Source organism: Acidobacteriota bacterium (assembly GCA_016716905.1).
GTDB lineage: Bacteria > Acidobacteriota > Vicinamibacteria > Vicinamibacterales > SCN-69-37 > SYFT01.
In genome coordinates this window covers 1,793,288-1,808,022 of record JADJUS010000004.1, presented here as the reverse complement: position 1 = coordinate 1,808,022, position 14,735 = coordinate 1,793,288, and the positions used below count along the sequence as shown (strand labels likewise).

Below are 14,735 nucleotides of genomic sequence, written 5' to 3'. Positions count from 1 at the left end.
CTGTCCCTGATGGATATCGCCGTCGGAACGTCCGGTTACAACTATCCCGAGTGGAAGGGGACGTTTTATCCCGACCCGTTCCCCGCGTCGAAAATGTTTGCGTATTACGCCGAGCGGTTCCGCACGGTGGAGATCAACTACACGTTTTATCGGATGCCCACGCCGAAGCTGACCGAAGGCTGGCGCGCACAAGCGCCCGAGGGGTTCCGCTACACGCTCAAGGCGCCCAAGCGCATCACGCACGACAAACGACTGGCCGACTGCGCCGATTTGCTCGCGATGTTTACCGAGAGCGCCCGTGGCCTCGGGCCCCACCTGGCGTCGTTGCTCTTTCAGTTGCCGCCCAACATGCGGTGCGACCTCGAGCGCTTCGAGCAGTTCCTGGCCATCCTGCCCCAAGATATGCGGTGTGCGTTTGAGTTCCGCCACGACTCGTGGCACGCCGACGAGGTGTTCCGCCTGCTCGAGAAACACGGCGCCGCGTTATGCATCGCCGATATGGGCGACAAGACCACGCCCCTGGTGGCCACCGCGCGGCACGCCTACTTCCGCCTGCGCGACGAAGGCTACCAGCCCGCCGACCTCGATCGCTGGGCGAAGACCGTGCTCTCACACCAGGCCGACTGGGACCAGGTATTCGTGTACTTCAAGCACGAAGACGAGGGCAAGGGGCCCGAGTTCGCGAAGGCGTTCGAGGCCGCGCTGCACCTGTAGGGAGGCCGCGACCCGCGTGTGACCCGCCGTGTCATAGTCAGGCGCTAACGTGAGTATCAATGCGCATCAGTGACAGAGGGGGCGTCTTTTCTCCGACCGACCTGGCGAACTTCCTGGCGTGCCGGCACACGCTGACGCTGGAGCTCGACGCGGTACGCGGGCTGCGCACGAAGCCGACCTACAGCGACCCGCTGGCCGACCAACTTCGCAAACGCGGCGAGGAGCACGAACAGCGGTACGTGGCCAGCCTGCGTGCGCAGGGACTGACCGTCGAGGACCTGACACCGTTCAAAGACCCGAAGGCTCCGATGGCCGGCAAGGTGGCGAGAAGTCTCGACGCCATGCGCCGCGGCGCCGATGTCATCGTCCAGGCCGCACTGGGCAACGACACCTGGTCAGGATACGCCGACGTGCTGGTGAAGGTGGCCGGTGACAGCGCGCTCGGCGGCTGGCACTATGAAGCCCACGACACCAAACTCGCCCGCGAGACTCGCGCCGGCGCCATCCTCCAGCTGTGCGTGTACTCCGAACTCCTCGGCGAAATGCAGAGCCGTGCTCCGGAACGCTTCCTCGTCGTCACGCCCGCAGCGACGCACACGTATCGCGTGGATGAAGTGGCGGCCTACTATCGTCTGGTCAAGGCAAAGCTGATCGACGCGGCCGATTCAGCCAGCCGGGCCGGAGCCTCAGCGGAGAGGGCCACCTATCCCGATCCCGTTGAGCACTGCTCCGTGTGCCGGTGGTGGGAAGTCTGCAACGCGCAGCGCCGCAAGGACGACCACATCCAGTTCGTCGCCAACCTCGGCCGCAATCACAAGCGCGAACTCGAGGCCCACAGCGTCACCACTCTGACCACACTGGCGGAGTGGGACGTGCCAGCGGGCATCAAGCCGACTCATGGGTCGCGTGACACGCTGGTGAAGCTGCAGGACCAGGCGGCGCTCCAGTTGAAACAGCGCGTGACGAAGGAGCCACAGTTCAAGCTGCTGCCGGTGGAGCCGCATGTGGCCGCCGACGGCACGCCGCTGCCGCTGCGCGGCTTGAAGCGACTGCCTGCGCCATCACCCGGCGATTTGTATCTCGACCTGGAGGGCGACCCCTTCGCGCGGCACGCCCTGAGCACTGAAGCCGGCGAGGGTTCCCGCGAGTATCTCTTTGGTCTCGGCTGGGTGGACGCCAACGGGAACTTCTACTATGAAGGCCGGTGGGCCTTCACCGACGTCGATGAGCGCACTGCGTTCGAGAAGGTCGTGGAGAGGATCGCGTGGTACGTGGAGCACAACCCCGGTGCACACGTCTACCACTACGCGCCGTACGAGCCGTCGGCGTTCAAGCGCCTGGCGGGTCGATACGCCACGTGCGCCGAGGCGCTCGACACCATGCTGCGCGCCGGAACGTTCGTTGACCTCTACGCCGTCGTCCGCGAGTCCATCCGTGCGGGCGTTGAGAGTTATTCGATCAAGGACATGGAGCAGTACTACGGCTTCACGCGCGAGATCGACCTGCGGCAGGCCGGTCGCGAGCGGCAGGCCATCGAGGTGGCGCTTGAGTCGGGCGACCCCGGAGCGATCACGGACGATGTGCGTGCGGCCGTCGAAGGCTACAACCGCGACGACGTCCGTTCCACGTGGCAGCTGCAGGTATGGCTCGAGATGCAGCGCGAAAAACTGGTTGCCGGTGGGGCCGACGTGCCCCGGCCGCAGAGGGAGAGTGGGGAAGCGCCCGAAACAGTCGGTGAGCGCGAGCAACGGGTCCTGGCGCTCCGCGAACGGCTGCTGGCTCTCATACGGAGCCCCGGGGCGTTAACCCCGGGGGAGTGCCAAGGCACTGAGGCGCGGGACCGCGCCCTCTATCTCATGGCCTACCTCCTCGATTGGCATCGTCGAGAGGCCAGGGGCGAATGGTGGGAGTTCTTCCGGCTCCTGGATCTGGACGACGCGGCGTTGATGGATGAGCGGAAAGCCGTCTCGGGCCTCGAACATGTCGAGCAGGTGGAAGTGGTGCTTCACAAGCGCACAGGCAGGCCGACCGGGTCAGCGGTGGAGCGGTTCCGCTTTCCGGTGCAGGACTGCGACATTCGCGAAGGCAACAAACTCAACCTGGTGGATGGGAAGGTGTGGGGTGAGGTGGCGGCCATCGATCGGCAGTCGCGCACGCTGGACGTCAAGGTGGGGCCGGCACGAGCCGGGCAGCGTCCGGTGTCGGCATTTGTGCACGACGTGGTGAGCGCCAGGTCCATCGAAGACGCGCTGTATGACATCGGCATGGCAATGGCCGACGGCGCTGCGGATCCGTTGGCGATGGATCTGCTGGAAGCGCGCACCCCGGCGTTTCGCGACGTCGAGACGCTGGTGGGACTCCTCGGTCCTGTCGACTCCGGGACCCCGGGACTCCAGGACCCCGAAGGAGGCCGGGTGCTGGCCGTTCAGGGGCCTCCCGGCACCGGCAAAACGTACTCGGGCGGTGTGATGATCTGTGACCTCGTCGCGGCCGGCAAGCGCGTGGGCGTCACGGCTCTGAGCCACGCGGCCATCGCCAATCTCCTCAAGGCCGTGCGCAAGGAGTCGAAGCGGCCTGAGCGGCGCGGCCTTGCCGTGCCCATCCGCCACGTCAACAAGAACGACGATAGCGAAGAGAAGGAGTTCGACGACGAGTCGCCGATGGTGGTGGGCGGAACGGCGTGGTTCTGGACCGGCAAGGAGGCCGAGGACGTAGACGTGCTCTTTGTTGACGAGGCCGGCCAGATGTCGCTGGCCAACACACTCGCGTGCACCGTAGCGGCTGATGCGCTGGTGCTGCTCGGCGATCCCCAGCAACTCGAGCAGCCCTCAAAGGGTGTGCACCCCGATGGTGTCGGCCAATCGGCGTTGCAGCACATGCTGGGTGCGCACAAGACGATGCCGCCTGAGCGGGGCGAGTTTCTGGGTGTCACCCGGCGTTTGGCTCCGAGCATCTGCGACTTCACGTCGGAGTGTTTCTATGAGGACCGCCTGACGCCGCTGCCGAGCCTCGAGCGTCAGGTGCTTCGTGGCGGCCAGAGGTTCAGTGGCGCCGGCTTGCGGATCGTATCTGTGGAGCACGAGGGCAATCGCAACGCGTCGGACGAAGAGGTGGCCGAGGTGGCGCGCATCGTGGACAGCCTCCTCGCGCCCGGATCCGAGTGGGTGGACGAACATGACACCGCACGGCAACTCACCGTCGCCGACATCCTCATCGTCGCCCCGTATAACGCACAGGTGAGTCGTTTGCAGGATGGCCTGTCGCGCGATGCCCGCGTCGGCACGGTTGACAAATTCCAGGGCCAGGAGGCCCCGGTGGTGATCTACTCGATGGCCACATCGCGGCCAGAGGATGCACCGCGCGGCCTCGGGTTCCTCTACAGCCTCAACCGCTTCAACGTGGCCACTTCGCGCGCACGGTGCCTGTGTATCCTTGTGGCCAACCCGAGGCTCTTCGAACCCGACTGTCAGTCACCAGCGCAGATGCAGTTGGCGAATGCGCTGTGCCGGTATCGAGAGATGGCGCTGTAGCGGTCATCTCCGCAACAACACATACACCGCGCCAGGACCACCGTCGTTCGACGGCGCATCACTGAACGCCAGCACGGCCGGATGCGCGCGCAGATATTGGCGGACGCGCGGCTTCAGCACGGCCAGGTTGCCCGCCGAGCGGAGTCCGCGTCCGTGTACCACACACAGGCAGCGGGGACGGCGACCGGGGGCACCCTCGAGGACTCGTGCCACTCGAGCCAATGCCTCCACGGCCATCAGGCCGTGCAGGTCGAGCCGGAGGTCAGGCGCGTAGTCACCTCGCCTGAGTTTCCGCAACTCCCGACGATCCACACCGGGCGCCACATACGAGTCCAGCGCCTCTTCCCCTGCTTCTACACTTGTGGCGGGCGACCCCTGGACTCCCGGACTCCGGGACACCGGCGCGGTGTCCCGCTTTGCCGTCACGCGCTCCGGCGAGTCCTTCGCTATCGGACGCGCATCTGCTACTTCGCGTTCGAATAACTCCATGTCGCCGCGCGACACCTCTGATGGCGGCAGCGACGAAGGTGCGACCGGGCGTGAGCGTCGATTGGCCATCGGTTCGACGGCATTGTGGCACGTTGGCACGATCTTCTCACTTGCGGAGTCGCCGCCGACGATGGCACCGTCGTCGGTACACGCAAGAGAAGAGAGTGATCATGCAGAGTGCGGCGTTGAGGCGGGAGCGGGAAGTGACAGGAGGACGTATGACGTTACGTGAGTATTTCGAAACTCCGGAATCGGTGACGCCGCAGGAGTTGATCTATGGCGCGATGCGGGTGGCGGAATCGCCGACGCCGATGCACCAGGCGGCCGTGGGCTCGTTGTATCTGACACTCCATGAACATGTCGTGGGGCAGCGGCTCGGCCAGGTATGGCTGGCGCCTCTCGATGTGGTGCTCGACGCCGATGGGCCGCTTGTAGTGCAGCCCGACCTGTTCGTCATTCTCAACGGCGGCGCGGCAACGGTGTCACAGAAGGTCTTCGGCGCGCCTGATCTTGTGGTTGAGGTGTTGTCTCCCACGCCGCGGATTGGCGACACAGACGAGCGCGTGACCTGGTTTCGCGACCACGGTGTTCGGGAGTGCTGGCTGGTGCACCAACTGACGGGACGCGTAGAGGTGTTGCACTTCAAGGAAGGTCAGGTGCGCCTGCGCACCACCCACGCCCGGATCGAGCCGATCCGGTCTGGTGTGCTGCCTGACTTCGAGCGCAGCTTGTCCTCGATCATGGGATACGTGATCTGAACCAACACGCTAGAATCGTCGGATGTCTCTGACGCCTCTGCAGCCCACCGATACCCGTGCGCTTTTTCGTCCCGTCGCCACAGAACTCGTTGCGCTGCTTCGCGGCCTCGCACCGGCAGACTTCGAGAAGCCGACCATCGCAGGCACCTGGCTCGTGCGTGATGTGGTGGCGCATGTGGTGGATTTCTCGATGCGGCGGTTGTCGTTCCATCGTGATGCACTTGTTCCACCGCCGCCGAAGCGCCCAATCAGGTCCGAACGCGAGTTCGTGGAGTTCATCAATGGCATCAACGCCGACTGGGTGGATGCGAGCCGTCGGCTGAGCCCTCGACTTCTGACCGACCTCGCCGAAAAGGCGACCATCGAGTTGGCCGCTTTCTTCGAAGCCCTCCCGATGGATGCCCCCGCGTTGTTCGGCGTGTCGTGGGCCGGCGAGCAGACGTCCGAGGGCTGGTTCGACGTCGGCCGGGAGTTTACCGAACTGTGGCATCACCAGCAGCAGATTCGGCTGGCCGTGGGTGCGGCCTCGCACCCAGACCCTCGTTTCCTGCACGCCGTTCTGGAAATCGCGGTCCGAGGTCTTCCGCATGCGTATCGAAATATCGACGCCGCGGAGGGAGATACCGTCACCATCGATGCCACGGGCCCGTCGGGAGGTCAGTGGACGTTGGTGCGGCGTGGCGGTTGGCAGATCCTCGCAGGCGCAGCGGTGGCGCCAACCGCTCGCGTGCGCATGACAGACGATGCGGCGTGGCGATTGCTGTTTAACGCACTGAAGGGCAACGCGGCGCACGGGGCCGTGCAAGTCGATGGTCGCGCAGACCTGACCGATCCGCTGCTGGCTGCCCGGTCGGTTGTGGTCTAAGGCCCCTCATTGGCCCATTGCCTATCTCGCCGTCTTTGACGCTTGATTGGAGTAGCCGCTCACCGCTCCGCTGCTGTTCACGGCAGCAACGACGTAGTGGTAAGTGGTGCCGATGGTCAGCCCCGTATTGGTGAACTTCGTCGTCTTCGGGAGCGTTGCGATAAGCGCATAGGGCCCGCCGCTGACCGTGGAGCGATACACCCGGATGTGAGTGATGTTCGGGCTGGATGAGGCCGTCCAGGTCAGCTTGATGGTGCGCCGGTCGGTCTGCGCCTTGAGATTTGTCGGTGCGGCGGGCGGTGTCGGCGGAGGCGGAGGTGGCGGAGCTTGGGTGGTGGCGCTGGCGATGTTTGAGTAGTCCGACACACCGGCGACGTTGAACGCCCGCAACCGGTAGTAATACGTGGTGGCCGCGGTCAGGGCTGTGTCGACGCCGCCAGTGGCGGACGCTGCGACCGTGGCGAGTGGCGTGAACGTGTTGTTGTCGGTGGAGCGTTCGATGGTGAAGCCATCTTCGTTCGCGGCATTGTCCACCCAGCCCAATGTGATTTGGCTCGATGAGGTAGCCGTTGCGGTTAACCCACTCGGCGCCGGTGGCACAGTCGGAGGCGCGATCGCCGGCCACGTATCGGCGACGGGGCCGATCCAGTCGGCCGCGCTCCGGAACCCTGGGTCCTGTTCGATATGGAGGAACCGGCCCGTGTAGCCGGTGGCCGAGGTGCCGCAGGCATTGGCCGCGGGCACTCCATTGATCACGCGGCCCTGCGTGTTGTCGGTGCCGTTCAGGCTGCAGACGCCCGCGCCGGTCACATCAAGGTCCCATGACGGGTGGTCCGACAACGCGTTTGACCGCAGCACCGAAACGGGGTCGCCCGCTGTGGGCGTCACGTTCCTGCCATGCGACAGATACACATCCGTGTTGGCGCAGGTATCGGCCGCCATCCCGTGCCACTGGATGGCGTGCCAGTCGTTGGCACCGTACCACGCCATGAGCTCAAGGTTCGTCGCGTGGAACATGTTGGCCGTGTTGTGCGCCGCGTCGGCCTGTCCGTACGAGGCCTGGCAGGTGCTTGCCGCCGCATTCGCCAGCCGATGCGCGCCGGCCATCAGGTAGCTGCGCGAATCCGTGCCCTTGAACACGCCCATCGCCTGACTTTCGGTCGTACTGTCGGAGATCGGATGGGGTGCCTGGTGGCTGATCTCTCTGGTGGCGCCATCGTAGGTGATGAACGTGCCCCACCCGCGGTCTACGTAGCCGTTGTTGTTCGCGTCGGCCACTTCCATGAGCAGGCAGTAGGCGCGCCCATTGCCGGAATCGGTGAACGTCCTGACCTGCGCGATGCCGTTCATGGTGCTCGGCAGAGCGAAGTTGCAGGCGCCGCCCAACATCTGGTTGACGGTCCATCGCCAGTCCGCCTGTTCGGCCAGACTCGGCTCGACGAAGCCGTTGGAGCCCGACTGCGGCATCTGGGTGCGAATGCATGTGGCCAGCGCCTCGAGCGTGGTGCTTGTGGCGCACGTGCGATCAGCGACTGGCGCGCTGGGCGCTGCGGCGAGGACGATGGCCAGGGAACTCAGTGCTGCCGCGGAAAGCGCCAATGAGATCTTGTGCATGTCGGGCATATTGTAGGGCTATCGGCCGCACTCGTACGTGGCGCCAGGTTTCTTCAGCGCTTTGTGGACGGCGGCGTCGCCGGCGGGATCAATCGGGAAGTTGAATACCGAGGCCGTGGGGCAGGGGACGATGGGTTTGCCGTCCAGCTTCGCGCTTTTCATGGCCGCCTTCGCGCGGCGGATGAAATAGTGCGTGTCCTGCAGCGGGATGGCCGCGACTTTGCTCGTGCGGCAGATGTCGTCCTGCGGCACAAAGAAGTTTTCCCAATGGCCCAGCAGCAGGAAGCGAGGCCGCGTCGCCTTGATGATGCCCTCGGGATGGTCGTGGAGGTGCTCGAAGTCGCCGCCCAGGCAAATCAGCGACACATCCACACGCTTGCCATCAGGCGGTTCCTTCCCGCCCCAGGGGAAACCTACCGGCGCGTCGGTGCCCGAGTCCTGGTAGTACACGCGAAACTCCACCCGGCCCTGGTCATCCAGAAAGTCGAGCAGGTATGAAAACACTTCGCCTTCGGCCCATTCACTGGCGTTGGACGGAAGCGCCGACAGTGGCTCGGCCACCTCGCCCCGCCACACGTGGAACGGAATGTTGACGCCCGTCAGCGGCACCTTCACACGGAACTGGTCGGCGTGTTCGGAGCGAATCGGCCACAGGCGCATCCGCGCGTTGATCGCGACGGACTGCCCCATGACAGCCGCCGGGCCCACGTCTACAAGCCGCGCCGCGGGAAGGCTGGACGCGATGAGCGACGCGGTCGTCCGGCTCCCATACACCGTCGCGTTCTTTGCATGCGCGTTCGCGATATACGGCGTGTCGAGCAGATGGTCGTAGTGCGAGTGGCCGATGACGATGGCCTGGGCCTGGGTGGCTTCGCGCGGCAGGAGGCGATCGACCAGCGCGCGATTGGTGCGAATCTGGTGGTCGCCCATCGCCTCCAGCAGGCTCGGATTCGAATACACCGGTCCAAACAACACCACGTCGTCGCCCCGCTGCACGAGGAAGCCGCCGACGCCCAGATACTGCACCTTCACCTGGGCCGTGCCGGGGCTCGCAGTTGATGCGGCTGCCGCGGAGGCCGGCGCCATCGGCGTCGGCCCGGGGTAAGCCGGGCAACTGTCCGTCTTGATCGAGAAGGTCGCGCAACCCACCGAGGTGACGGCCACCAGAAGGGCGACTGGCAGCCGCCACGCGTCCCGGGCTGAAGCCCGGGGCCCCCGAGCGAAGAGAGTCGGCTGAAACACGCCCTAGTGTAGGCCTATAATCCCGCTACCTCGAGTCTGGAGTCTCTTGGATGAAACGTGTGGCCAGCGTTGTCGCTCTGTGTGTCGCCTCGTGGTCGTTCATATTCGCGCAGGTCGGGCCGCCGCAAGGCGCACCACCGCCCCCGGCGCAGGGGAGGCAGGGTGGCGCACCGTCACCGCCGCAGGGGCGCACGCCTGATCTCGAGTTGCTCAAGCAGTTTGACCAGGACAAAAACGGCTGGCTGAACCTGACCGAACGGACGGCTGCCCGCGTGCGGATTGCCGAGCTTCGGGCCGGGCGAGGCGGTCGTGGGGCGTCGGTAGCCACACCCGTTGAACCTGGCCCGCGCATGACTCCAGCCGATGTGCAGAATCACCCGGGCAAGCCGCTCTATGACCCGGCCACCCTGCGCACGGTGTTCCTGGATTTCCCGGACGCCGGGTGGGAAGAGGACATGGAGGCGTTTTACCACACGGACATCGAAGTGCCGGCCACCATGCGCGTGGACGGAAAGAGCTACCCGAATGTCGGCCTCCAGTTCCGTGGAAACAGTTCCTTCTTCAGCGTGGCTCGAGGCCGCAAGCGCTCGCTGAGTGTGTCCGTGGATCACGTGAACGCCGACCAGCGGCTTGAGGGCTATTCGGATCTGACCTTTCTCAACGCTCACTCCGATCCCACGTTTCTGCGATCGATGGTCTACCTCGACATGGTCAGGCAGTATCTGCCGGCGCTCAAGGCCAACTACATGCGTGTGGTCATCAACGGCGAGTCGTGGGGGGTGTACGTCAACCAACAACGGTTCAACAGGGATTTCTTGAGGGACGCGTTTGGTACCCAGGACGGCATTCGATTCAAGTCGTCGAACCGGTCGCGCTTCGGCAGCTTCTCGTATCTGGGCGACAGCATCGACGAATACCGCAAGTGGTATGAGATTCAGAGTGCCGACCGCGACGCGTCATGGAAGGTGTTGATGAACGTGACGCGTGTGCTGGCACAGACGCCGACTGAAGGCCTGAAGGCGGCCATCGAGCCGATCTTCAATGTGGACGGCGCGCTGCGTTACCTCGCGCTCGACATGGTGGTGATGAGCGGCGACGGTTACTGGCTGCATGGCAGCGATTTCAACCTCTATGTGGACACGAAGGGCGTGCTCCACATCCTGCATCACGACACCAACGAGGCGTTCACCACCGCGTCAAGCGGCCCGGCGGCAGCTGGTGGCCGCGGCGGCGGCCCGCGCGAAGCCAAAGCCGACCCTGTCGGTTACATGGACGATGTGAACAAGGCGTTGCGGAACAAATTGCTGGCGGTGCCTGAGTATCGGACGAAGTACCTGCAGTACATTCACCACATCGCGACCAACGCGCTGGACTGGGCGAAGATCGGCCCCAAGGTGGCGGCCTATCGCGCACTCATTCGCGCCGACGTCGAAGCCGACACCCGCAAGCTCTACCCGACGGCCGAGTTCACTGAAACCGTGATCAAGGACTTCATCGAAGAACGCCGCGCGTATCTGCTTGCGCACCCCGATGTCATCGCGGCGGGGCGCAAGTAGACGCCCCGCGGACTTTATCTGCGCGTCTCGAGGATGTCCGCCACGCGGTCCACGATGTCCGCCCAGTGCGCCTTGATGACGGGATTCACGGTGGTCGCCGCCGCACTGCGCGCCTGCGCTTGAATGGCTCGCAGTTGGGCGCGGGCGAGCGCCGGCAGGTCGCTCTGCGCGAGCACGACCGGCGCCATGAACGGCGCAGGCGGCGCAGGTGCGGCGGCGGGCGCCGCGCCGGCGGCAGGTGCGGGTGTGGCCGGCGGATTCACGATGGCGCCGAGGCGAGCCACGTGGGCGCGCTGCAGTGACCGGCGGTTGGCGTCGGGCGCGGTGGCCTGCGGGCTGTTCCAGATGTTGCCCTTCACGTCGGCCATGAACTCGGCCACCGGATAGGCATTTATGGCATCGAACTTCTCAATCTCCGCCAGGCGTCCGAGCCGTGCGTTGCTGAGCAGGCTGTTGAGCACGTTGGCCTGACGCCCCGGTAACGCACTTGGACCAATCAACGCGGCGATGGCCGGAGGCTGCAACCAGTCGGGCGTCACAAACACGTGTTCGTTGAGGAACGCGAGCGCCTGTTTCTGCTTCGCCTTCGGTACCACCTTGAACACCGCCCCGGCTTGATCGGCGGTCTTGAGATCGACGTTCACCCCGGCGATGAGCCCGGCCACGTGGCCCATGTACGTACCCCACTGGCCAAGCCCTTCGGTGTAGAGCTCGGTCAGCTCCGAGTAGTCGTCGCCCGGCTTTGTCGTCCAGGCGATGAGATTCGGAATCATCTTCTTGTAGTTGGCGATGGCGTAGGTGGACGCCTTGATCGGGTCGTCGCCCATGTCCTCGGTCTGCGAACGCGGGTCGAGCGCGCCGAACTGCCCGGGCACAAAGCGATAGGGGAACGGCCCCGTCTGATTCACAATCCATGAATTCAGCGTCGCCTTCTCATCGTCTGCCGTTTTGCCTGGCAGGACGCGATAGCCCCAGTTGATGGCGAAGTCATCGAAGGGGCCAAGCCTGCGGATGAAGTCTTTCGGCTGAAGCCCATCACCCGGCTGCGCGATGTAGTTCTGGCGCGCGTAGTCCATGATGGTGGCACTGACGCCGTACTTGGCCGTGAACTTCGGATCGCGCAACGATTCCACCGCAAACGAACTGCTGGCCACCATGTTGTGCTGCAGGCCAAGCGCGTGGCCGATTTCGTGCGTGATGACCTGGCGCATCGTCTCGCCCATGAGCTCGTCTGGCATGTTGAGCGAACGCGCCGCCGGGTTGGCCGCGCCGGTCTCCAGCATCAGCCGGTTGCGATAGCTGCGCATGTGGTTGTGGTACCACGTGATCTCGCTGTTGATGATTTCGCCGGTCCGCGGATCGGACGTGTGCGGTCCCACGGCGTTGCGCACCAGGCTCGCCGCCCATCGCACCATCGACACGCGCGCGTCATCCGGATCCCAGTCAGGGTCCTCAGCCTTGGTCGGCGCTTCCTTCGCAATGATGGCGTTCCTGAATCCCGCTTTCTCGAACACCGACTGCCACTGCTCGACGCCTTCCTTCACGTAACGCTTCCACCGCGTCGGTGTGGCGGGATCGATGTAGTACGTGATCGGCTTGATGGGCTCCACCAACTCGCCGCGGGCATACGCGGCTGGGTCCTTGGGCTCCAGGCGCCAGCGGGCGAGGAACGTCTCGGTTTCGGCCTTCTGCACGTCAAGGCCGTAGTTCACGCGTTCCACCGTGAAGTAGCCGACACGCGGGTCGAAGTTCCTCGGCCGCATGGGTTCCTTCGGCAGCAGCACCAGCGACTGGCGCATCTCGAGGCTCACCGCGCCGCCGGTGCGGTCGCCTGGCGGGTCTGACGCGTCGAAGGTCTGCACATGGCGCACCTCGACGTTGATCGGGAACGAGCGGATGTCGCTGAGGTAGCTGCGCGCCGCATCAAACCGGCGAACGCCATACGTGCGCCGCTGCGCCGCTGACAGTCCTGAGAGCGCAGGCGTATCTCCGCTGAAGAAGTCGGTGACGTCGATCACGAAGCTGCCGTTGTCGGCACCAAAAGCGGCGATGGGGAACGACGCCAGAATCGGCGCGAAGTTGTTCTGGCTCACCGAACGCGCAATCGGCAGCGACTCGTCGGCCACGGCATCCACGCTGATGCTCTTGAGCAGCACATTGTTGTTGAGGCGTTCCCAGCGGACCATGCGCTCAGCCACGGAACTACCGGCGCTCTGGAAGCCGCCGCTGCCGGCCGGCACCCCGGAGATGCGGCTGACCAGCAGCCAGTCGCGACCGAGCATCGCCTCGGGCACCTCGAAGAAGTACCGGTCGTCCACCTTGTGCACGGCGAACGCGCCTCGTTCGGTGCGCGCGCGAGCGGTAATGACCTGGTCGTAGGGCCGTGGGGCCCGTCTCCCTGCCGCACCGGCCGGTGGCTGGGCCCCAGCTTCCTGCGATGGGGCGGCGGCCGGCGGCGGGTTCTGCGCCGACATCGGCGTGGCCGCGGCGATGAGTGTGATCAGGGCAAGAAGTGGGCGTCGGTATCGCATTGGATCTCCCAGGGGAATGGGCGATCTTAATGGATAATCAGCGGCGATGACCACCACCCGACGCCGGTTCCTGGGAATGGCTGCAGCGGCCGCCGCTGTGCCGCTGCTCGGTCCACGTACGCTCGACGCCATGGAGGGCCGACTCGAGCCGTTTGTCGGGCTGAGTCCGCAGGGTGCGGCCACTGAAGAGGCGTTCTGGGATCAGATTCGTCGTGTCTTTCCTGTGCCCACCGCGTACGTGCATCTGGAAAACGGCTACTCCAGCCCGCAGCCGACCCCGACATTCGAGGCCTTCACGAGGTACACCCAGGACATCAACAACAACCTGTCCTGGTTCATGCGTCGACGTATGTTGGGCGAAGTGGCCAGCGTAAAGAGAGAGCTGGCCGATCTGGCCGGCGTGCCCGAAGACGAGTTGGTCATCACACGCAACACCACCGAGTCGCTCGGCACGGTCATCCACGGCCTCACCTACGCCCCCGGCGATGAGGCCGTGATGTGCGACCAGGACTACGGCTCGATGCTCGAACAGTTCCGGCAGGAAAGGCAGCGACACGGGCTGAAGTGCATCGAGGTGGATGTGCCGCTGCACCCGAAGAGCGACGAGGAGCTTGTCGATGTGTATGCGCGCGCCATCACGCCACGCACCAAGGTCATCCTGGTCTCGCACATGATCAACATCACCGGCCACATCATGCCGGTGAAGAAGATTGCGGCGATGGCCCACGCGCGCGGCGTCCCGGTGATTGTTGATGCCGCGCACTCCTTCGCGCAGGTGAACTACAAAATTCCCGATCTGGACGGCGACTTCCTCGGCGTGAGCCTGCACAAGTGGTTGTGCACGCCGCTGGGCGCCGGCCTGTTGCACGTCAGGAAGGACAAGATCAAAGACGTCTGGCCGCTGTTTGGCGACACCTCTCGACCTGCGGACGACATCCGCAAACTCGAGCGGAGCGGCACCAAGCCCATCTGGACCGTGCTCGCCATCAGCGACGCCATCCGGTTCCACAAGATGGTGGGACCGGCCCGCAAGGAAGCGCGACTCAGATACCTGCAGCAGTACTGGACCGACAAGGTGCGCGGCATGCCGAAGGTCTACCTCAACACACCCACGGGGAACCGCGCGTGCGCGATCGCCAACGTCGGCGTCACCGGCCTGACGCCGCAGCAACTGGCCACGACGCTGTTCGATAACCATCGCATCTTCACGGTGGCCATCGACACCGGCCCGGTCAAGGGCGTGCGTGTGACACCGCAACTCTTCACCACCACGGCCGACCTGGACGCGCTGGTCACCGCCCTGGGCGCCATCGCGCGCGGCTGAGTCTTTGCTACCATGCCCACCATGAAAACACTCGTGATGGGGGTGGCAGCTGTGGGGCTTGTGCTGGCAGGGGCATCGGGCCGAGGCGTGGACGCGTTCGGTCCTGGTGACG

General features: G+C 65.0%; 10 protein-coding genes. 6 read left to right on the top strand and 4 right to left on the bottom strand.

From position 1 onward, the window contains the following. The first annotated feature begins 9 nt into the window (after positions 1-9). On the top strand, positions 10-714 hold the full coding sequence (locus IPL75_12065; GenBank protein ID MBK9240972.1) for a DUF72 domain-containing protein: 705 nt from the start codon (positions 10-12) through the stop codon (positions 712-714). 59 nt (positions 715-773) lie between these two features. Beyond that, positions 774-4,244 (top strand): TM0106 family RecB-like putative nuclease, encoded by a 3,471-nt coding sequence (locus IPL75_12060; protein ID MBK9240971.1) that lies wholly within the window; start codon positions 774-776, stop codon positions 4,242-4,244. A gap of 3 nt (positions 4,245-4,247) precedes the next feature. Here the strand turns inward: IPL75_12060 and IPL75_12055 are convergent, their stop codons facing one another. Next, entirely contained in the window at positions 4,248-4,802 is a 555-nt protein-coding gene (locus IPL75_12055; protein ID MBK9240970.1) for a Smr/MutS family protein, read from the bottom strand. Positions 4,803-4,951: 149 nt separating this feature from the next. Between IPL75_12055 and IPL75_12050 the strand changes: the two genes are divergently transcribed. Beyond that, positions 4,952-5,491, top strand: a complete 540-nt coding sequence (locus IPL75_12050) for a Uma2 family endonuclease (GenBank protein ID MBK9240969.1) — start codon at positions 4,952-4,954, stop codon at positions 5,489-5,491. A 22-nt stretch (positions 5,492-5,513) separates the two neighbouring features. Further along, positions 5,514-6,356: a maleylpyruvate isomerase N-terminal domain-containing protein gene (locus IPL75_12045; GenBank protein ID MBK9240968.1), complete on the top strand. Its 843-nt coding sequence runs from the start codon at positions 5,514-5,516 to the stop codon at positions 6,354-6,356. 21 nt (positions 6,357-6,377) lie between these two features. Here the strand turns inward: IPL75_12045 and IPL75_12040 are convergent, their stop codons facing one another. Together IPL75_12040 and IPL75_12035 are read right to left on the bottom strand one after the other, a co-directional pair. Continuing rightward, a complete protein-coding gene (locus tag IPL75_12040; GenBank protein MBK9240967.1) occupies positions 6,378-7,970 on the bottom strand; it encodes a fibronectin type III domain-containing protein in 1,593 nt (530 codons plus the stop codon). Positions 7,971-7,988: 18 nt separating this feature from the next. Then, positions 7,989-9,212 (bottom strand): MBL fold metallo-hydrolase, encoded by a 1,224-nt coding sequence (locus IPL75_12035; protein MBK9240966.1) that lies wholly within the window; start codon positions 9,210-9,212, stop codon positions 7,989-7,991. A 50-nt stretch (positions 9,213-9,262) separates the two neighbouring features. Here IPL75_12035 and IPL75_12030 point away from each other — a divergent pair, with 50 nt between their 5' ends. Continuing rightward, positions 9,263-10,768 carry a CotH kinase family protein gene (locus IPL75_12030; GenBank protein MBK9240965.1) on the top strand — a complete coding sequence of 502 codons (1,506 nt, stop codon included), beginning with the start codon at positions 9,263-9,265 and terminating at the stop codon, positions 10,766-10,768. A gap of 14 nt (positions 10,769-10,782) precedes the next feature. Here the strand turns inward: IPL75_12030 and IPL75_12025 are convergent, their stop codons facing one another. Then, positions 10,783-13,299, bottom strand: coding sequence for a zinc-dependent metalloprotease (locus IPL75_12025; protein MBK9240964.1), 2,517 nt, complete (start codon positions 13,297-13,299; stop codon positions 10,783-10,785). A gap of 46 nt (positions 13,300-13,345) precedes the next feature. Here IPL75_12025 and IPL75_12020 point away from each other — a divergent pair, with 46 nt between their 5' ends. Beyond that, positions 13,346-14,623, top strand: a complete 1,278-nt coding sequence (locus IPL75_12020; protein MBK9240963.1) for an aminotransferase class V-fold PLP-dependent enzyme — start codon at positions 13,346-13,348, stop codon at positions 14,621-14,623. Positions 14,624-14,735: the final 112 nt, after the last annotated feature.